16 protein-coding genes are annotated in these 18,280 nt (G+C 51.8%); 14 read left to right on the top strand and 2 right to left on the bottom strand.

The features are described 5' to 3' along the window. The first annotated feature begins 1 nt into the window (after position 1). The 10 genes from purB to purD all read left to right on the top strand — a co-directional run bounded on the left by purB (position 2) and on the right by purD (position 12,267). Positions 2-1,297 carry an adenylosuccinate lyase gene (gene purB / locus AC58UW_RS28295; protein WP_145668810.1) on the top strand — a complete coding sequence of 432 codons (1,296 nt, stop codon included), beginning with the start codon at positions 2-4 and terminating at the stop codon, positions 1,295-1,297. Positions 1,298-1,330: 33 nt separating this feature from the next. Then, positions 1,331-2,221 (top strand): phosphoribosylaminoimidazolesuccinocarboxamide synthase, encoded by an 891-nt coding sequence (locus AC58UW_RS28290; RefSeq protein ID WP_497423900.1) that lies wholly within the window; start codon positions 1,331-1,333, stop codon positions 2,219-2,221. 323 nt (positions 2,222-2,544) lie between these two features. Further along, positions 2,545-2,784 (top strand): phosphoribosylformylglycinamidine synthase subunit PurS, encoded by a 240-nt coding sequence (gene purS / locus AC58UW_RS28285; RefSeq protein WP_145668805.1) that lies wholly within the window; start codon positions 2,545-2,547, stop codon positions 2,782-2,784. Positions 2,785-2,811: 27 nt separating this feature from the next. Then, positions 2,812-3,507: a phosphoribosylformylglycinamidine synthase subunit PurQ gene (gene purQ / locus AC58UW_RS28280; RefSeq protein WP_497423899.1), complete on the top strand. Its 696-nt coding sequence runs from the start codon at positions 2,812-2,814 to the stop codon at positions 3,505-3,507. Beyond that, complete coding sequence (gene purL / locus AC58UW_RS28275) at positions 3,485-5,728, top strand: phosphoribosylformylglycinamidine synthase subunit PurL (protein WP_497423898.1); 2,244 nt, start codon at positions 3,485-3,487, stop codon at positions 5,726-5,728. The genes purQ and purL overlap by 23 nt, the downstream gene beginning before the upstream one ends. Continuing rightward, positions 5,713-7,245 carry an amidophosphoribosyltransferase gene (purF, locus tag AC58UW_RS28270; protein WP_497423897.1) on the top strand — a complete coding sequence of 511 codons (1,533 nt, stop codon included), beginning with the start codon at positions 5,713-5,715 and terminating at the stop codon, positions 7,243-7,245. The genes purL and purF overlap by 16 nt, the downstream gene beginning before the upstream one ends. Positions 7,246-7,308: 63 nt before the next feature. Next, on the top strand, positions 7,309-8,349 hold the full coding sequence (gene purM / locus AC58UW_RS28265; protein WP_497423896.1) for a phosphoribosylformylglycinamidine cyclo-ligase: 1,041 nt from the start codon (positions 7,309-7,311) through the stop codon (positions 8,347-8,349). Next, the gene (gene purN / locus AC58UW_RS28260; protein WP_497423895.1) at positions 8,349-8,960 is read left to right on the top strand and encodes a phosphoribosylglycinamide formyltransferase; all 612 of its coding nucleotides are present in this window, start codon (positions 8,349-8,351) and stop codon (positions 8,958-8,960) included. Before purM ends, purN begins: the two co-directional genes overlap by 1 nt. Positions 8,961-9,387: 427 nt before the next feature. Continuing rightward, positions 9,388-10,935: a bifunctional phosphoribosylaminoimidazolecarboxamide formyltransferase/IMP cyclohydrolase gene (purH, locus tag AC58UW_RS28255; RefSeq protein ID WP_497423894.1), complete on the top strand. Its 1,548-nt coding sequence runs from the start codon at positions 9,388-9,390 to the stop codon at positions 10,933-10,935. Positions 10,936-11,007: 72 nt separating this feature from the next. Continuing rightward, entirely contained in the window at positions 11,008-12,267 is a 1,260-nt protein-coding gene (gene purD / locus AC58UW_RS28250; protein ID WP_497423893.1) for a phosphoribosylamine--glycine ligase, read from the top strand. Between the two features lie 76 nt (positions 12,268-12,343). Here the strand turns inward: purD and AC58UW_RS28245 are convergent, their stop codons facing one another. Beyond that, positions 12,344-12,472: a hypothetical protein gene (locus AC58UW_RS28245; protein ID WP_497423892.1), complete on the bottom strand. Its 129-nt coding sequence runs from the start codon at positions 12,470-12,472 to the stop codon at positions 12,344-12,346. A gap of 45 nt (positions 12,473-12,517) precedes the next feature. Between AC58UW_RS28245 and AC58UW_RS28240 the strand changes: the two genes are divergently transcribed. Both AC58UW_RS28240 and AC58UW_RS28235 read left to right on the top strand, forming a co-directional pair. Beyond that, on the top strand, positions 12,518-13,564 hold the full coding sequence (locus AC58UW_RS28240) for an N-acetylmuramoyl-L-alanine amidase family protein (protein WP_497423891.1): 1,047 nt from the start codon (positions 12,518-12,520) through the stop codon (positions 13,562-13,564). A gap of 409 nt (positions 13,565-13,973) precedes the next feature. Further along, positions 13,974-14,774, top strand: a complete 801-nt coding sequence (locus AC58UW_RS28235) for a DODA-type extradiol aromatic ring-opening family dioxygenase (protein WP_497423890.1) — start codon at positions 13,974-13,976, stop codon at positions 14,772-14,774. Between the two features lie 11 nt (positions 14,775-14,785). Here the strand turns inward: AC58UW_RS28235 and AC58UW_RS28230 are convergent, their stop codons facing one another. Further along, positions 14,786-15,199: a thiol-disulfide oxidoreductase DCC family protein gene (locus AC58UW_RS28230; RefSeq protein ID WP_497423889.1), complete on the bottom strand. Its 414-nt coding sequence runs from the start codon at positions 15,197-15,199 to the stop codon at positions 14,786-14,788. A gap of 491 nt (positions 15,200-15,690) precedes the next feature. Between AC58UW_RS28230 and AC58UW_RS28225 the strand changes: the two genes are divergently transcribed. Together AC58UW_RS28225 and AC58UW_RS28220 are read left to right on the top strand one after the other, a co-directional pair. Beyond that, on the top strand, positions 15,691-16,776 hold the full coding sequence (locus AC58UW_RS28225; RefSeq protein WP_497423888.1) for a DUF3048 domain-containing protein: 1,086 nt from the start codon (positions 15,691-15,693) through the stop codon (positions 16,774-16,776). Positions 16,777-16,862: 86 nt separating this feature from the next. Then, positions 16,863-18,257: an ABC transporter substrate-binding protein gene (locus tag AC58UW_RS28220; RefSeq protein WP_497423887.1), complete on the top strand. Its 1,395-nt coding sequence runs from the start codon at positions 16,863-16,865 to the stop codon at positions 18,255-18,257. The last annotated feature ends 23 nt before the right edge of the window (positions 18,258-18,280 follow it).

Here is an 18,280-nt window from a genome sequence, read left to right as displayed (position 1 = left end):
AATGATCGAACGTTATACACGCCCCGAAATGGCGAGCATTTGGACTGAGCAAAATAAGTTTCAAGCATGGCTCGAAGTTGAAATTTTATCCTGCGAGGCTTGGGCTGAGCTAGGCGTAATCCCCAAAGAAGATGTGAAAGTGCTGCGCGAGAACGCAAGCTTCAACATCGACCGCATCTACGAAATCGAGCAAGAAACACGTCATGACGTTATTGCTTTCACAAGAGCGGTATCCGAGACACTGGGGCCTGAGCGCAAATGGGTTCACTACGGTTTAACTTCAACAGACGTTGTAGATACGGCACTTGGTTACTTGCTGAGACAAGCCAACGAGATTTTGGACAAAGATATTCAGAACTTCATAGAAATCCTTCGCAATAAAGCGATTGAACATAAAGATACAGCCATGATGGGCAGAACGCATGGTGTGCATGCAGAGCCGACAACGTTTGGACTCAAAATGGCGCTTTGGTACGAGGAAATGAAGCGTAACCTGGAGCGTTTCCGTTTTGCCGCTGATGGCGTACAATTCGGTAAAATCTCTGGCGCAGTAGGCACATACGCGAACATCGATCCGTTCGTAGAGCAATACGTGTGCGAGAAGCTCGGCACGAAAGCAGCTCCGATTTCCACACAAACGCTGCAGCGTGACCGTCATGCCGAGTACATGGCTACTCTGGCGCTCGTTGCTACGTCCCTGGACAAATTCGCGACTGAAATCCGCGCCCTGCAAAAGAGTGAGTTCCGCGAGGTGGAAGAGCCGTTTGCCAAAGGTCAAAAAGGTTCCTCCGCGATGCCGCACAAACGCAATCCGATTGGTTGCGAGAGCATTTCCGGTCTGTCTCGTGTGATTCGCGGACATATGGTTTCCGCTTACGAGAACGTGACGCTTTGGCATGAGCGCGACATTTCGCACTCCTCCGTTGAGCGTATCATCCTGCCGGATGCCACGCAGCTTCTGAACTACATGCTGAACCGTCTGGGCAACATCATCAAAAACTTGACGGTGTTCCCTGAGAACATGAAACGCAATATGCGCAGCACATACGATGTGCCTTTCTCTGGCCGCGTCATGACGAAGCTGATCGACAAAGGCTTCTCCCGCGAGCAAGCTTACGATACAGTTCAGCCTAGAGCGATGCAAGCTTGGGAAGAGCAGCGTTCATTCCGCGAAATCGTTGAGAGCGCGTCGGTAATCACGGAAGCTTTGAGCCCGGCTGAAATTGCGGATTGCTTTGATCCAAGCTGGCATTTGAAACATGTTGCTACAATCTTTGACCGTTTAGGTCTGAAATAGAAGGCACTTTGGGAGAGAAAGGATGGGTTGTCTGTGACAGGTAAAATCCTTGATTCAGCAGTTGAACTCGTAAAAGCGCCTCTTGTACACAAAGGCAAAGTACGTGAGCTGTATGATTTGGGCGAACACTTCCTGATCGTCGTTACGGATCGGATTTCAGCTTTTGATTACATTTTGAAGCCTGGCGTTCCTGAGAAAGGCTATGTGCTTAACGCGCTCAGCAAGTACTGGTTTGATATAACGAGCGGTTATATGAAGAATCATATCGTTCACACGGATGTCGAGCTGCTTCAAGACGTTATTCCGGATGCGGAAGCGAGAGAGCTTCTGAAAGAGCGTATTATTGTGGCGAAAAAAGCGGAACGCATCTCCATCGAGTGCGTCGTTCGCGGATATATCACAGGCAACGGCTGGAGACAGTATGAGAAAACCGGCGAAATCAACGGCCGCAAGCTGCCTGAAGGATTGCGCAAGAACCAACGTCTGCAGGACCCTATTTTCACCCCGGCAGCGAAAAATGATGTAGGTCACGACGAGGACATCTCCCTCGAGCAAATGATTGAGCTAGTTGGCGAAGAGCTGACGTACGCGCTGCAAGAGCGCAGCATTATGCTATATTCGCTGGCTCATTCCATTTGTGAGCGTAAAGGCATTATTTTAGCAGATACGAAGTTTGAATTCGGCTTTTATGCAGGTGAACTGATTATTATTGATGAAATTTTCACGCCGGATTCCTCACGTTATTGGTCGGAAGATAAATATGCCTTGGATATCGAGATTGATTCCATGGACAAGGAGCCAGTTCGTACGTACTTGGCGGGTTCTGGTTGGGACAAAAACAGTGAGCCGGATGAGCTTCCAGCGTCTGTCGTGAAAGAGACTGCGAACCGATACAAAGAGATTTTGCACCGTTTAGTCGATTAAAGAATTGAGCTGGATGCGTTCCTCCGGACTTATGACGGGTGAATAGAAGTCTCTAGGGGCTCTATTCAACCGGATTGGCACATTTTAAATGAAATAAGAGTCTTTAGGGGCTCGTACTCGTCCGATAATCGGGCAAAAAGCTCGTTTTACGAAAAATAAGGGTCTGTAGAGGCTCTTAAATTCCCATTTTAGTTGAATGAATGAAAGTTAAGAGTCTTTTGGGACTGCTAAGTTGCGGTATTCGGATTCCGGACAACGTAAGTGAGGAAGCGGGATTGCAAGGTTTGAAACGATGCAAGCACATACAAGGAGGAGATTAAGAAATGAAAGCAACGGTCTACGTAACGATTAAGCAGAACGTATTGGATGTTCAAGGAACAGCGGTACAAGGAGCGCTTCATTCCATGGGTTTTGACGAAGTTGGGAAAGTGCGTATTGGGAAATATTTGGAGCTTGAACTAGGCACGACTGACAAAGCAGAAGCAGAAGCACGCGTGAAAGCCATGTGCGAGAAGCTGCTAGCGAACACGGTTATTGAAGACTACCGCTACGAGTTGGCGTAATAGAGACCAGGAGAGGGAGGAAACGTCATGAATTTTGCGGTTCTTGTATTTCCGGGATCTAACTGTGACATCGACTGTTTCAAAGCAGTTGAGGACACGATCGGACAACCGGTTGATTATGTATGGCATACGGCGGACGATTTGTCCAAATATGATTGCATCCTCGTACCAGGCGGATTCTCTTATGGGGATTACCTGCGTTGCGGAGCGATTGCGCAATTTACGAACGTGATGAAAGCTGTGGCTAAAGCTGCGGAAGAAGGCAAGTACATTCTAGGTATTTGTAACGGATTCCAGGTTTTGACGGAAGCTAAATTGCTGCCAGGCGCTTTGCTGCGCAATAACGGCATGAAATTCCGCTGCCACGAGACGATTCTGAAAGTGGAAAACAACAGAACGGCCTTCACGCGCGATTACGCCGAAGGCGAGCTTATCAATATTCCGATCGCACACGGCGAAGGCAACTACTACTGTGACGAGGCTACTTTGAAAGAATTGCAAGAAAACAATCAAATCGTTTTCCGTTATGAAGCTGGGGCTAACCCGAACGGATCGGTTGACGATATTGCAGGAATTAGCAATAAAGCAGGCAATGTTGTAGGTATGATGCCCCATCCGGAGCGCGCCATTCATGAGATTCTGGGCTCCGCAGACGGCAAGAAAATGTTCACATCAATTCTAAGTGCTTGGAGGGAAAAACATGACGCAGCAGCTATCCGCTAAGGAACCAACAGCCGAACAAATCGCGGAACAGAAAATTTACAAGCAAATGGGCGTAACGGATGAAGAGTTTGCCAAAATTTGCGGCTTCCTTGGACGTAATCCTAACTATGTGGAGATCGGCGTATTTAGCGTGATGTGGTCCGAGCATTGTTCTTACAAAAATTCCAAACCGGTTCTTCGCAAATTCCCAGTTACAGGACCTCGCGTTCTGATGGGACCTGGCGAAGGCGCAGGGATCGTAGATATCGGGGACAACCAAGCGGTAGTTTTCAAAATTGAAAGTCATAACCACCCTTCCGCTATCGAGCCTTACCAAGGTGCGGCAACAGGTGTGGGCGGTATTATTCGCGATATTTTCTCCATGGGCGCACGCCCAGTGGCTTTATTAAACTCTTTGCGTTTCGGCAAGCTGCAAAATGACCGCGTGAAATACCTGTTCGAGCACGTTGTATCCGGTATCGCGGGTTACGGTAACTGTATCGGGATTCCGACAGTTGGCGGTGAAGTGATGTTCGACGAGAGCTACGAAGGTAATCCGCTCGTTAACGCGATGTGCGTGGGTCTCATCGACCACGACAAAATCCAACGCGGTGTTGCCAAAGGTGTAGGCAACCCTGTGTTCTACGTGGGTCCGGCAACGGGCCGCGACGGTATCCACGGTGCGACATTCGCATCCGAGGAGCTGACGGCTGAGTCCGAAGCGAAGCGTCCAGCGGTACAAGTGGGCGATCCGTTCATGGAGAAGCTCGTGCTGGAAGCGTGCTTAGAGTTAATCAATTCCGGCATCGTGCTCGGCATTCAAGATATGGGCGCAGCGGGGCTTACCTGCTCCAGCGCTGAGATGGCAAGTAAAGCCGGCAACGGCATGGAGCTTTACCTCGATGAAGTTCCGCAGCGCGAAGAAGGCATGACAGCTTATGAAATGATGCTGTCCGAGTCGCAAGAGCGCATGCTTTTCGTTGTTGAGCCGAAGCATGAGGCGCAAGCTAAGGGCATCTTCGAGCGCTGGGGTCTGCACTGCGCGAAAGTCGGTAAGGTAACCGACGACGGTTACCTGAAGCTGATTCACCACGGTGAAGTCGTGGCGAACATGCCGGTAGGCGCACTCGTCGACGAGTGCCCGGTTTACAATAAGCCGAGCAAGGTTCCGGCTTATTATGGAGCAAACGCAGCGATCGACACAACGCGTTACCCAGAGGTAACGAAGCTGACGGATGCGCTGAAATCGGTGCTCGCGTCCCCGACGGTAGCGAGCAAAGAGTGGGTTTACAACCAGTATGATTACATGGTTCGTACGGATACAGCTGTGCGTCCGGGTTCGGATGCAGCGGTTGTGACCATTCGCGGCACGCGCAAAGGTCTTGCGATGACAACCGACTGCAACGGACGTTATGTGTACTTGGATCCGGAAGTGGGCGGACGGATCGCTGTTTCTGAAGCGGCACGTAACGTTGTCTGCTCCGGTGCTGAGCCGCTTGCTGTCACGGATAACTTGAACTTCGGCAGCCCGGACAAGCCTGAGATCTTCTGGCAGCTGGAGAAATCCACAGATGGTATGGCAGAAGCTTGCCGCTTCTTGGATACGCCGGTTATCGGCGGTAACGTTTCTCTGTATAACGAGAACGCCAAAGGCGCGATCTACCCAACTCCAGTTATCGGGATGGTAGGTCTAGTGCATGACATCGACCACATCACGACACAAAGCTTCAAAAAAGAAGGCGACATCATCGTCCTGCTCGGCGAGACGAAAGCAGAACTCGGCGGCAGCGAATTCCAATATGTGATTCATGGCGTAACCGAAGGACGTCCTCCTGAGCTGGATTTAGCGACAGAGAAACGCCTTCAAAACGCCGTGCTTAAAGCGATCCAAGAAGGTCTTGTCGCTTCTGCGCATGACTTGTCCGAAGGCGGCTTGGCTGTTGCTTTGGCAGAGAGCTGCATCAGCGGCCGCGTAGGCGCTGAGGTCAACGTAGCGTCCGAGCTTCGTGCTGATTTCGCATTGTTCAGCGAATCCCAATCCCGTATTTTGCTAAGTGCTTCCCCGGACAAAGCGGATGCCCTTAAGCACTGGGTTGCTTCGCAAGGAGTGCCTTATCAAGAAATCGGAACGGTTACGGGTACAGAACTAACTGTTAAAATCAACAACGAACAGCGTCTCCAGTCTTCTGTAAACGAGCTGGCGAAAGTCTGGAAGGATGCGATTCCATGTCTAATGGCATAAAACAATCCAAGGCCCTAAAGCTGCCTGCGGCTCCCCTGGTTAATCTGGGGGATCAGCAGCATGAGCTTTGGACAGGGGAGTACTTCAACGAAGGTGTAGGCGGCCATGGCGGATTGTTTGATAAGCTGAATGAAGAGTGCGGTGTTTTCGGGGTGTATGGTCATTCCGAAGCATCCTCTCTATGCTACTATGGCCTTCATGCTTTGCAGCACCGTGGACAGGAAAGCGCTGGTATTTGTACGGTAGAAGATGGCAAGTTTAACTATTATCGCGGGATGGGACTTGCGAAAGAGGTATTTACGAATGAGAATTTGTCCCCTCTGACAGGTTCCACTGCGATTGCGCACGTAAGGTATTCCACAGCAGGCGAGAGCAAGCTGGCGAATGCACAGCCGCTGGTGTTCAAATATCGTGAGGGCGACCTTGCGATTGCGACAAACGGCAACCTGGATAATGCAAATATCATCAAGCGTGAGCTTGAGCGTAAGGGTTCGATTTTCCAAACGACAAGCGACACAGAAGTTCTAGCGCATCTGATTGCCCGTTCTGAGCATGATGATATCGTGGATGCGGTGAAAGACGCTTTGACGCAAGTCATCGGCGGTTTCGCCTTCCTGATTATCACCAAAGATAAACTGATTGCTGCGCTCGATCCCAACGGCTTGCGTCCATTCATGATCGGCCGCCTCGGCGATTCCTACTTGTTCGCTTCCGAGTCCTGCGCTTTCGATGCGGTGGGAGCTACGTATTTCCGTGATGTTCAGCCAGGCGAACTCATCGTGCTGGATCGTGACGGGTTCCGTTCCGAGCAGTTCACGGAGAGCGGCCGACGCGCGATTTGTGCGATGGAATATATCTACTTTGCTCGTCCGGACAGCGACATCGATACCGTGAACATTCACTCCGCGCGCAAGCGGATGGGTAAAAAGCTGGCGATGGAAGCTTTCGTCGATGCTGATGTGGTGACAGGCGTGCCGGATTCAAGTATCTCTGCGGCGATTGGTTTTGCTGAACAAACGGGTATTCCTTATGAGCTGGGGCTGATCAAGAACCGCTATACGGGCAGGACGTTCATTATTCCAAGCCAAGAGCTTCGTGAGCAAGGTGTCAAAATGAAGCTGAGCGCTGTTCGCAAAGTGGTTGAAGGCAAACGTGTTGTAATGATCGATGATTCCATCGTTCGTGGGACAACGTCCCTTCGAATTGTTAATTTGCTTAGGGAAGCTGGCGCTACGGAAGTGCATGTGCGGATTTCTTCGCCGCCTTTCATGAATCCATGCTACTACGGCATTGATACACCGGATCGGAAAGAGCTGATTGCTGCGATGAACTCTATCGAGGAAATTCGTAAGGCGATTAATGCGGATTCCCTGCATTTTCTAACCAAAGAAGGGCTGCTCGATTCCATTGGTCAAGGATCGGCCGGTTCCCAAAGCGGGTACTGTACAGCTTGCTTCGATAATACGTACCCGACGGAAATCGTGGATGTTACGAAGGTCGGTTGTGCTTGCGATTAAAGGATAGGGGAAGGCCTTCGGGCCTCCCAATATATATAGACAAATATAAGGAGTGGTTGCGAAGTGTCGGATGCTTACAAAAAGGCCGGAGTCGATATCGCGGCGGGTAACGAAGCAGTAGAACGGATGAAAAAACACGTCAAACGGACTTTCCGTCCTGAAGTGTTAACGGATCTCGGTGGCTTCGGCGGGCTATTCAGCTTGAACAAAGACAAGTATGAGGAGCCTGTGCTCGTATCTGGTACGGACGGCGTGGGCACGAAGCTGAAGATTGCTTTTGCAATGGATAAGCATGATACGATTGGGATCGACGCGGTTGCTATGTGCGTGAACGATATTATTGTTCAAGGCGCAGAGCCGCTCTTCTTCCTTGACTATCTCGCTTGTGACAAGGTAATTCCAGAGAAAATTGAAGCTATTATCAAAGGGATCGCTGACGGTTGTGCGCAGTCTGGCTGCTCACTCATCGGAGGCGAAACGGCGGAAATGCCTGGCATGTATGCACAAGGGGAGTATGACATTGCCGGCTTTACGGTTGGAATCGTCGACAAGAAAAAGATCATCGACGGTACGACAATCCGTCCCGGAGACGTAGTGTTAGGTCTGGCTTCAAGCGGTGTGCACAGTAACGGGTTCTCTCTTGTGCGCAGGCTTTTGCTGGAAGAGAAGGGGTACACGCTTCAAGGGCATGTGGAAGAACTGGGCGATAAGCTTGGCAACGTGCTATTAGAGCCTACTAAGCTTTATGTGAAGCCGATTCTGGCGATGCTGGAAGACGTAGCAATCAAAGGTATGGCACATATTACAGGCGGCGGCTTTATCGAAAATATTCCGCGTGTTCTGCCTGACGGTGTGAACGTGGATATCCAATACGGCTCATGGCCGATTCTGCCGATCTTCTCTTTGATGCAGCGTGAGGGCGGCATAACGAACAACGATATGTTCCGCACGTTCAACATGGGGATCGGGATGGTTATTATCGTGAATGCGGATGATGCAGAGAAAGCGATTGCCGCAGCAGAAGCGCAAGGCGAGAAAGTTTACCGTCTAGGCGTTGTTACTGAAGGCGAGCGTGTCGTCACATTCCAAGGAGCTGAGGTGTAATGCAGCCTTATCGAGTAGCGATTTTTGCTTCGGGCAGCGGTACGAATTTCCAAGCCATTGTAGATCAGGTACAGAAGGGGAAGCTTGATGTCAGCATCGAGCTTCTTGTCTGTGATCGTCCGGAAGCTTACGTGGTGGAGCGCGCAACGGAAGCGAAAGTGCCTGTGTTTGCGTTCCGTCCCAAGGAATATGCCAATCGAGAGGCTTATGAAGCTCTAATACTTAAAGAACTGCAGGAGCGGCAAGTTGATCTAATCGTGATGGCCGGCTACATGCGCATCATCACGAACGTATTGGTTGAGCCGTTTTTCGGCCGGATGATCAACGTGCATCCTTCGCTGCTGCCGTCCTTTCCGGGCGTACGCGCGATTGAACAAGCCGTCGAGTACGGCGTGAAGCAAACAGGCGTGACCGTGCACTTCGTGGACGGCGGGCTGGACTCCGGCCCGATTATTGCGCAGCGCGCCGTGGAGATCCACGAGCACGAGACTGCGGAATCGCTCGCAGAGCGGATTCAAGCGGCTGAGCACGTACTGCTGCCGCAGGTTATTCGCTCTCTGCGCGAGGGTCGCGTGAGCATAGATGGCCGCAGGGTAGGTATTCGGGTGTAGGTGGGGCTTGGGCTGGACGGCCGCAGGATGGCGGCGATTGGCCCCAAGCGCAGTACGGCGGAGCTTACGGGCGGCAAGAGTATGCTGAGGCGGCTCTTGCTGTGCGGCTGAGCGAAAGACATGTAAAAAGTGCAGCAAAATGTGAGCGGTTTGGCTGTTCGATGGGATTTGATGTATTTAGTACATCAAAATTCCGGATTTTCGGTAGATACGAGGAATTTCCGCTAAATTTACTGTACTTTTTGCAGGTGTTTCTTATTTTGCGCCGATAGTGGATCGATTTGCTGTACTTTTTACATGATCTATGTGATGAGGATGCGGGAAGTTGGAGTAGCTAGTTTGTGGATCAGGGGCGGCTGAAAGTGAGAATGGGCTGCTTTAAGAAAGTTTACAACGTTAAATAAATTCATTTCTGGGAGGAAGAACCGTGGCAATCAAAAGAGCACTGATCAGCGTGTCCGATAAAACGGGGATCGTTGAGTTCGCAAGCGAGCTGGCGAAGTTGGGCGTTGAGATTATATCTACTGGCGGTACGCAAAGCTTGTTGAAGGATAAAGGAGTGCCGGTTATCGGTATTTCCGAGGTTACAGGCTTCCCTGAGATCATGGATGGCCGCGTCAAAACGCTGCATCCGGCTGTTCACAGCGGTCTTCTAGCGGTTCGTGACAACGAAGAGCACCAAGCGAGCATGAAGAAGCTCGGCCTGGATTATATTGATCTGGTTGTCGTGAACTTGTATCCTTTTGCTGAAACGATCGCAAAGCCGAACGTCTCTTACGAAGACGCCATCGAGAACATCGATATCGGCGGGCCAACCATGCTTCGTTCAGCGGCAAAAAACCATGCGTTCGTATCCGTTGTTGTCGATGCAGCTGACTATGCGAAGGTGCTTGAAGAAGTACAAGAGACTGGCGATACAACACTTGACACGCGCAAACAACTTGCAGCCAAAGTGTTCCGTCACACGGGCTCTTACGATGCCTTGATTGCAGACTATTTGTCCAAGCAAATGGGCGAGCCTTACCCAGAGCGTTACACAGTCACTTACGAGAAAATGCAAGATCTTCGCTACGGTGAGAACCCGCATCAAAGCGCGGCGTTCTACCGCAAGCCGAATGCGGTTGCCGGCAACATTACTACGGCTGAACAGCTTCATGGCAAAGAGCTTTCCTACAATAATATTAATGACGCTAATACTGCGCTTCAAATCGTTAAGGAATTCAGCGAGCCTGCCGTTGTTGCAGTTAAGCATATGAATCCTTGCGGTGTTGGTATCGGTACGAACGTGCTGGAAGCTTACCAAAAGGCGTACGCAGCTGACCCTACGTCCATCTTCGGTGGTATCGTAGCAGCTAACCGTGCGGTTGACGAAGCAACAGCGCAATTGCTGCATGAGATTTTCCTGGAAATCGTCATTGCGCCTGATTTTACACCAGAGGCACTTGATATCCTTTCTAAAAAGAAAAATATCCGCCTACTCAAAGTAAGCGGCTTAGATAACATCGCTGGCCGCAAGGCTGAGCCTATCGTTACAACCGTTGAAGGCGGCATGCTCGTGCAAGATAGCGATGCTTACCAACTGACAGAGTCAGATTTGAAGGTTGTCTCTGAGCGTCAGCCGACGGAAGAAGAGATGAAACAGCTGCTTTTCGCATGGAAAGTCGTTAAGCACGTTAAATCTAACGCCATCGTACTTGTCGCTGACGACATGACGGTTGGTGTTGGCGCTGGTCAAATGAATCGTGTAGGTGCAGCGAAAATTGCGATTGAGCAAGCTGGGGACAAGTCGAAAGGCGCAGTTCTTTCCTCCGATGCTTTCTTCCCAATGGGCGACACGCTTGAAATGGCTGCGAAAGCAGGTATCACAGCGGTTATCCAACCGGGTGGATCGATCAAAGATGAAGAGTCCATTCGCGTAGCGAACGAGAACGGAATCGCGATGGTCATGACGGGCGTTCGCCACTTCAAACACTAAAACAACTGAGAATGCTCACGATTCGAGTGCGGACCGTGGGCATTCCCCATGAGAGGGACTGGTGACAAAGAGATGCGTGTATTAGTTATTGGACGCGGCGGGCGCGAGCATGCCATTGTATGGGCACTGAGCAAAAGCCCGAAAATTAGCAAGCTTTTCTGCGCACCGGGGAACGGCGGTATTGCGGGGTTAGCGGAATGTGTGCCGATTACGGAACTTCAATTCGAAGAGATCAGCACGTTTGCGAAGGAACAGGCGATTGACCTTGTTATGGTCGCTCCTGACGATCCGCTGGCGGCAGGTCTTGTCGACCACTTGGAGTCCAAAGGGATTGAAGCGTTCGGACCTAGAGCGAATGCGGCGATTATCGAAGGAAGCAAAGTATTTATGAAGGAGCTCCTGAAAAAATACAACATTCCTACAGCTGCGTACGAAACTTTTGGCGCCTATGAGCCGGCTCTTGCTTACTTGCGTTCGCAACAAGCGCCAATCGTGATCAAAGCGGATGGATTAGCTGCTGGTAAAGGCGTGACTGTTGCGCAAACGATGGAAGAAGCGGAAGCGGCGCTTCGCGATATTATGGTGGATCAAGTATTTGGCAAATCCGGCGCGAGCGTGGTTATTGAGGAGTTTCTAACGGGGCAAGAGATGTCACTGCTTGCTTTCGTGGACGGCTCTACGGTTCGTCTAATGGTGCCTTCGCAGGATCATAAGCCTGTCTATGATGATGACAAAGGGCCGAATACGGGCGGAATGGGCACGTACTCACCGCTGCCGCATATCCCTGAGTCCATTGTGCAGGAAGCGCTTGTTAACATTGTACAGCCGACTGCAGATGCAATGGTCCAAGAAGGCCGACCGTTCAAGGGCGTGCTCTATGCGGGTCTGATTTTGACCCCGAACGGTGTGAAAACAATCGAGTTCAACGCGCGCTTCGGCGATCCAGAGACGCAGGTTATTTTACCTCGCCTCAAAACCGATCTGCTTGATATTTTCCTTGCTATTAACAACGGAACGTTGGCTGAGCAGCTGATCGAGTGGAGCGAGGACGCAGCGGTTTGCGTGATCGTGGCTTCCGGCGGTTATCCGGGGCCTTATCCGAAAGGTTTGCCGATTACAGGGCTCGAGAACGTGCAGGATTCCTTGGTGTTCCACGCAGGAACGGCTTTGGAGAACGGACAGATCGTGACGAATGGCGGACGCGTTCTAGGGATCACCGGCATCGGCAAAGATATTATCGAAGCTCGTCAGAAGGCTTACGCGGATGCCGACCGGATTCATTTTGACGGGAAGCACTACCGGACGGATATTGCGATGAAAGCTTTGAAATAGAACAATGAAAAAACACAGTGTCTTTCTTGCGGGAAAGGGCTGTGTTTTTGCTTTTTGCAGGGGAAGGGGAGAGCTGTTATTTATCTTTCCCGCCACGGATATACTTGTCTTTATTTTTGAACTCATACCAGATGGCTAGGAGAACGCCGACGATGAGCGCCAACGATAACCAGTGATTCACGAGAAAATTCCAGAGGGTGTTCATGCGATTGCCTCCTTGGATGTGCCTTTCGAATAGTTTTGGCTGTGGTTGTGCGTTTCATGCATGGTTAATGAACAGATAGGGGAGAACGGTGTGATGATTGTGGGTAAAAGGGCGATGCAGTTGGTCTCCATGGGTGTGTTGGTCTTGCTGGTTGGTTTGCTGGCTGCTTGCGGCGAGCAGGCTGGTGTAGGGCTAGCGAACAGCTTGCCGGCGGTGGAAACGCCGGCTGTAAGCGTGCCGCCGGTAGCTGCGGCGGTTGCGCCGACGCCTGAGCCGACGGCGGTAGCGGTGCAGGGGCCGGCACCGGTGATGCAGCAGTCGGAGCCAGCGATACAAGTGCCGGCGCCATCGGTGCGTGAGCTGGAGCAAGCGGTGCAAGTGCCGAGACCAGCGGTGCGTGAGCTGGCCCCAGATCTAGAGCCAGAGCCAGTGGAAGCGCTGGCTGTGGGGCGCAAGCTGGTGATGCTGGACCCAGGGCATCAGCGTCACGGCAACAACGCGCCCGAGGCCGTAGGCCCGGATACGCGAGAAGTGAAACCTAAGGTCAGCTCCGGCACCGTCGGCGTCCGTACGAAGAAACCGGAATATGTGCTGAACCTGGAGGTTTCGCAGTTAATCAAGGCCGAGCTGGTGAAGCGAGGCATCGAAGTTGCGATGACTCGTGAGTCGCACGAGGTTGATATTTCGAACAAGCAGCGCGCGGATATGGCGAATGAGGCCGGCGCAGCGCTGGCTGTACGCATCCATGCGGATGGGGATAGCTCGCCGAAAGCGAGCGGGTTTTCGGTCTTGTATCCGTCGGCTAGCGTTGCTTCGCTAAAGCCAATTGCAGCGGAAAGCCGGCAAGCTGCCGGTTTCATTGCCGAGCAGCTAAAGGCGGCGACAGGGACGTCCGTCAGAGGGCTGTCGGCGCGCAGCGACCTATCCGGATTTAACTGGTCCAAGGTGCCGGTGGTGCTGGTTGAGCTCGGTTTCATGACCAATCCGGAAGAAGATGAGCGGCTTTCGGAGGGCGAGTACCAGCAAAAGCTCGCCGTCGGTATTGCTGACGGCATTGAGCAGTTCTTGAAAGCTCACTCGCCCACCCGATAGTCAGCCAACCAGCTACATTGGCCACACAGTCCATCAGCCACCTGGCCACACAGCGCACTAGCCACCCTGGCCCACAGTCCATCAGCCCTCGGCCTCCCAGAGAGGATTCATTGGAGTAAATCCAACGAAAAGACGGATGTGGCAGTTTAAACCTCGATTTCATTGGACTAAATCCAATGGGGTAATCTTTTTACGGCTCAAAAAGGCGATATTTCTAAGTTTCGTTGGATTCTGTCCAACGAAAAGTAAGATTGAAGCCTCAGAATCGTGCATTCATTGGATTTCATCCAACGAACCTTAACAAAACAGACCTGGCGGATGACGATCCGCGGGTTTTATTTCGCTACAGTAGAGAATACTGTAGAATATTGGTAAAATGTTTCCAATCCGGACGAAGGGGTGATTTGTCATGCTGCCTGCCTTTTTTATCGCACATGGAACACCGAATTTGGCTATTGAGCAGCATGCTTACACCGAGTTTTTGCAAAAGCTGGCGACGAGCATACCGCGGCCCAAAGCGGTCGTCGTGTTCAGCGCGTATTGGGAGAGCCCTGTGCAGACGATCAGCTCAGCGATTCATCCGGGAATGATCTATGATGTTTCGGGAGCATCGGAGAAGGTTTATAGCATTAAGTACCCAGCTAGAGGCGATTTGACGCTGAGCTTGCATATTCAGCAGCTGCTGCAAGAGGAAGGCATCCGCTGTGAGTTGGATGATGAGCGAGGATTGGATCACGGGGTATGGGCGCCCCTGTACATGATGTACCCGGATGCGCAGATTCCAGTGGTGGCGCTCTCCGTGAATCCGAAGTTGACGCCGGAAGAGCATTATCGCATCGGTGCGGCGCTTGGCTCTTTGCGAGAGGAGGATGTCCTCATCCTCGGCAGCGGCGGCACCGTGCACAATTTGCACCGGCTGGACCGGAATAATCCGGTACCTCAGCTGTGGGCAGTGGAATTCGATGAGTGGCTGGCAGAGCAGCTCGAAACGTGGAATCTTGAGGTGCTCGTGAGGTACGACGAAAGAGCGCCCCATCCGGCAGTGGCGGTGCCGACGCCGCAGCATTTTGCGCCTTTGCTGCTGGCACTGGGTGCGGCAGATGGCGCTCGCCGAGCGAAGCTGCTGCATCACAGCTTCCAAATGGGCTCGCTCAGCCTATGCTGCTGGATGTTCGGCGGCTTGAAAAAGCCGCAGCGATTCCTGGATTAGGCGCTGCGGCGCTACTCGAGGAATCGCTGCTTGAACTCAGGCTTCGGCAGCATGCAGTGCTCGGCCTTGCCGAACCAGCGATAGCGATTGCGCGCGATGTAGGCATAGCCGAGATTCCGCAGCGGAGCCGGAATGACGATGGCCGCATACGCCAGCGGGTAAGCGCCGCGCAGCCGCCGGGCTATGCGCAGCGCCGCCGTCGAGCGGGTGTAGGCGCGCCCGTCCTCGATCAGCACAATGGTGCTGATATTGTCCGTAGGCAGCCGATGCTGCTCCAGCAGCTTTTGCCCGGCAGCCGACTGCAAGGACGCGAAGCGGAAATGGCCCTTCGGGTCGTTCCGCAGGATGAACTGCACGGCTCCGCTGCATAAATTGCAGACGCCGTCGAACAGAATGATGGCCGTACCGCCAATCGGCTTGGTCATGGGCGATGCCTCCTTTGATGTATGTCGACTTTGCGGTGGCCCCGCATGAGTCTTGCAGCTGCGCTTGGCTGCTTGGCCAGCTAGGTTCTCCTCACCGGACGCGTAGCCCGAAACGGATCATGTAAAAAGTACAGCAAATTTGCACACATTGGCATGTTGATGAGAAATACCTGCATGTTGTACATGTAAATCAGCCAAATGGGCCCGACATGCCCCAGATTCATACAAAGAGATGTATGTTTTGCATCTCTTTCCGCCAAATGGGGGGTAATCACCGAAATTTACTGTACTTTTTACATGATGTTGGCCGGCAACATGCCGCCACCACATCTTTCCTCCTCTACTATACCGAATTATCGAGGGACGCGCATCCAGCCACCGCTAAGCCAGTCACAGCCAATCCGATTCGCGACTCAAAAAGTCTTCTATTTCTCTCTAACCTAGCATATACATTTCATAGAACAATAGATGAAGAGAAGAGGTGCCTATTGATGAAATCATTGTCCCTATCCCGCCGCAAAAGAACGCTCAGCGCCTGGCTCGTCCTCGGCTGCTCTGTCATAACCATTGTCGGCTGCAGCGATACGCCTGCCTCCTTGCCAACGACGATCCCAGACACCGCAGCAGCAACGCCATCTGCTTCAACGCCAGCCACGAAGCCCGCGGCCACAGCCGTAGAAACGGAGCAACCCTACAAATTCCCGCTGACTGGACTTCCTTCCGCCAAAGAAGTGAAGAGCCGTCCTTTCATGGTTATGGTCGAAAATGCCCCGCAAGCCAGGCCGCAAACGGGCCTTGATCAGGCTGACATCGTCTACGAAATTCTCGCAGAAGGCGAGATTACTAGATTCGTCTCCGTGTTCCAAAGCCACGAGGCCACAACGATTGGTCCCGTGCGCAGCATCCGGCCTTATTTTGTAGAGATCGGCGATGCGCTGGATGCGGTTATCGTTCACGCTGGTTGGAGCCAGGAAGCGATGGACATGATGGCAGGCCGCAAGCTATCCCATCTTGACGAGGTCTATGGCGATGGCGCTTACTACTGGCGTTCGACGGAACGCAAGGCTCCGCACAATCTCTATACCTCTGTGGATAAAATGAAGAAGGGTGCCGAAGCGCACAAATTCCGCTCCGAGTGGAACGGACCGCTGCTCACTTTTGCCAAGGATGATGGTCAAAGTAAACTAACCGGCGCTGCCGTGCATTATATTCTTATCCCTTATCTTCAAGGGTATTTCGCTTCCTATGAATATAATGCAGCAGAAGGCGTGTACATGCGCAGCATGGAGGGCAAGCCGCATCTCGACAAGGAGACGGGCAAGCAGCTGCAAGCCAAAAATCTCCTCGTGCTGGAGAGCAAGCACAAAATCGTAGACAAAGAAGGGCGCCGTGAGGTAGACGTGTTCGGCCCCGGAAAAGGCGTCATCCTGCAAGAGGGCAAATCCCAGCAGATTACTTGGGAACGCAAGAACGGCATGCTGCGTGCCTACGCGGAAGATGACAAAGAAGTGCCGCTGCTGCCGGGCAATACGTGGGTGCAGATCGTGCCGGAGGGAACGGCTCTTAAGATGGAGTAAACAGCAAATTTAACAATCCCTTAACATTCCAATAATCATGTTCATACATTGATCCCCTATGATTAAAAGTCATGGGGGGGAATATCATGAAGAATAAATTTCAACGTAAAGTTTCAGTACCCATTTATACGGTATTTATTTTGCTGCTGTTTGGCATTTTCGGAATTAGCTATACAATTTGGGGGAACCAAAGCGGTGTTAGAGGAACCAAGGCGGGGGCTGCAGAAGCCGTCTCGGAATCGACGGTTGGGGTTACGAAAGTCGTCTGGTGGCACGCGATGAGCGGCGAGAATGGCAAAGTGGTGGACAAGCTTGTGTCTGCCTTCAATGCGTCGCATAAGGATATTACAGTAGAAGCCGTCTATCAGGGGTCTTATTATGATAGTCTGACCAAGTTGAAAGCGTCTATCGGTTCAACCATTGCCCCTACAATGGCACAGGTGTATGACATTGGGACCCGATTTATGATCGATTCGAAGGCCATTACGCCGATTCAGCAATTTATCGATCGGGAGAAGTATGATACGTCCCAAATGGATGAAGCTATTATCAATTACTATACAGTGGACAGTACGCTGTTTTCGATGCCTTTTAATGCATCCAATCCGATCTTATACTACAACAAAGATTTGTTCACTGCTGCTGGGCTGAATCCTGAGAAGCCGCCGGTGTTGTATGAGGATGTTCTGAAAGCGGCGACAAAGCTGACAAAAGGCGGCGTTACAGGCGCTTATTTTGGTACACACAGCTGGTTTATGGAACAGTTTGCTGCCAATCAAGGCGCGGAGTTAGTTAATTACGGCAATGGCCGTGATGGATTAGCTACCGCTTGGCAGTTGAATGGCAAAGAGGGCGTTAAGGCGCTTGCTTGGTGGAAGGACCTAGTGGACAACAATGCAGCTATCTACTCGGCAGGTAAAGGGGATACCTCGAAGAAAGCGTTCGCCGAGGGTAAGGTGGCAATGATTTTCGATACAACAGCTGCATTGCGTGATATCCTGGATTCGGTTGAAGGCAAGTTCGAAGTCGGGACAGGCTTCTTTCCCAAACCAGCCGAGACGGCGAGTGGCGGCGTAGGCGTTGGAGGGGGCAGCAACTGGATCATGAACAGTAAGTCCGGGGAAGAGCAGCAGGCTGCTTGGACGTTCATGAAGTATTTGTCAGAACCTGAACAACAAGCCATTTTTCACGTAAATACGGGCTATTTTCCAATTACGAAGAAAACGTATGAGCTGCCGATTGTGCAGGAAAATATGAAGAAATACCCGCAGTTCAAGACAGCAATCGATCAGCATAACGCTTCGAAGTTAAATAACGCGACGCTAGGCGGCGTTCTTGGTGTATACCCCGACGCAAGGAAGCTTACGGAGGAGGCCATCAACCAGGCACTCGGCGGCGAACAGTCGCCACAGGCAGCACTTGATGCGGCAGCAGCCGAAATTAATGCCAAAATAGCAGCGTATAATCAAGTGTTGAGATAAACAAGAAAAGCACCCCGATTTGG

The organism is Paenibacillus sp. J22R160, from assembly GCF_059692135.1.
This window is presented reverse-complemented; position numbering and strand designations above follow the sequence as displayed.

What these genes read in the sequence shown, in the direction of transcription:
- purB (WP_145668810.1), top strand. Translation starts at nt 2, where the DNA reads ATGATCGAACGTTATACACGCCCCGAAATGGCGAGCATTTGGACTGAG.
- purS (WP_145668805.1), top strand. Translation starts at nt 2,545, where the DNA reads ATGAAAGCAACGGTCTACGTAACGATTAAGCAGAACGTATTGGATGTT.
- purQ (WP_497423899.1), top strand. Translation starts at nt 2,812, where the DNA reads ATGAATTTTGCGGTTCTTGTATTTCCGGGATCTAACTGTGACATCGAC.
- purL (WP_497423898.1), top strand. Translation starts at nt 3,485, where the DNA reads ATGACGCAGCAGCTATCCGCTAAGGAACCAACAGCCGAACAAATCGCG.
- purF (WP_497423897.1), top strand. Translation starts at nt 5,713, where the DNA reads ATGTCTAATGGCATAAAACAATCCAAGGCCCTAAAGCTGCCTGCGGCT.
- purN (WP_497423895.1), top strand. Translation starts at nt 8,349, where the DNA reads ATGCAGCCTTATCGAGTAGCGATTTTTGCTTCGGGCAGCGGTACGAAT.
- purD (WP_497423893.1), top strand. Translation starts at nt 11,008, where the DNA reads ATGCGTGTATTAGTTATTGGACGCGGCGGGCGCGAGCATGCCATTGTA.
- AC58UW_RS28245 (WP_497423892.1), bottom strand. Translation starts at nt 12,472, where the DNA reads ATGAACACCCTCTGGAATTTTCTCGTGAATCACTGGTTATCGTTGGCG.
- AC58UW_RS28235 (WP_497423890.1), top strand. Translation starts at nt 13,974, where the DNA reads ATGCTGCCTGCCTTTTTTATCGCACATGGAACACCGAATTTGGCTATT.
- AC58UW_RS28230 (WP_497423889.1), bottom strand. Translation starts at nt 15,199, where the DNA reads ATGACCAAGCCGATTGGCGGTACGGCCATCATTCTGTTCGACGGCGTC.
- AC58UW_RS28225 (WP_497423888.1), top strand. Translation starts at nt 15,691, where the DNA reads ATGAAATCATTGTCCCTATCCCGCCGCAAAAGAACGCTCAGCGCCTGG.
- AC58UW_RS28220 (WP_497423887.1), top strand. Translation starts at nt 16,863, where the DNA reads ATGAAGAATAAATTTCAACGTAAAGTTTCAGTACCCATTTATACGGTA.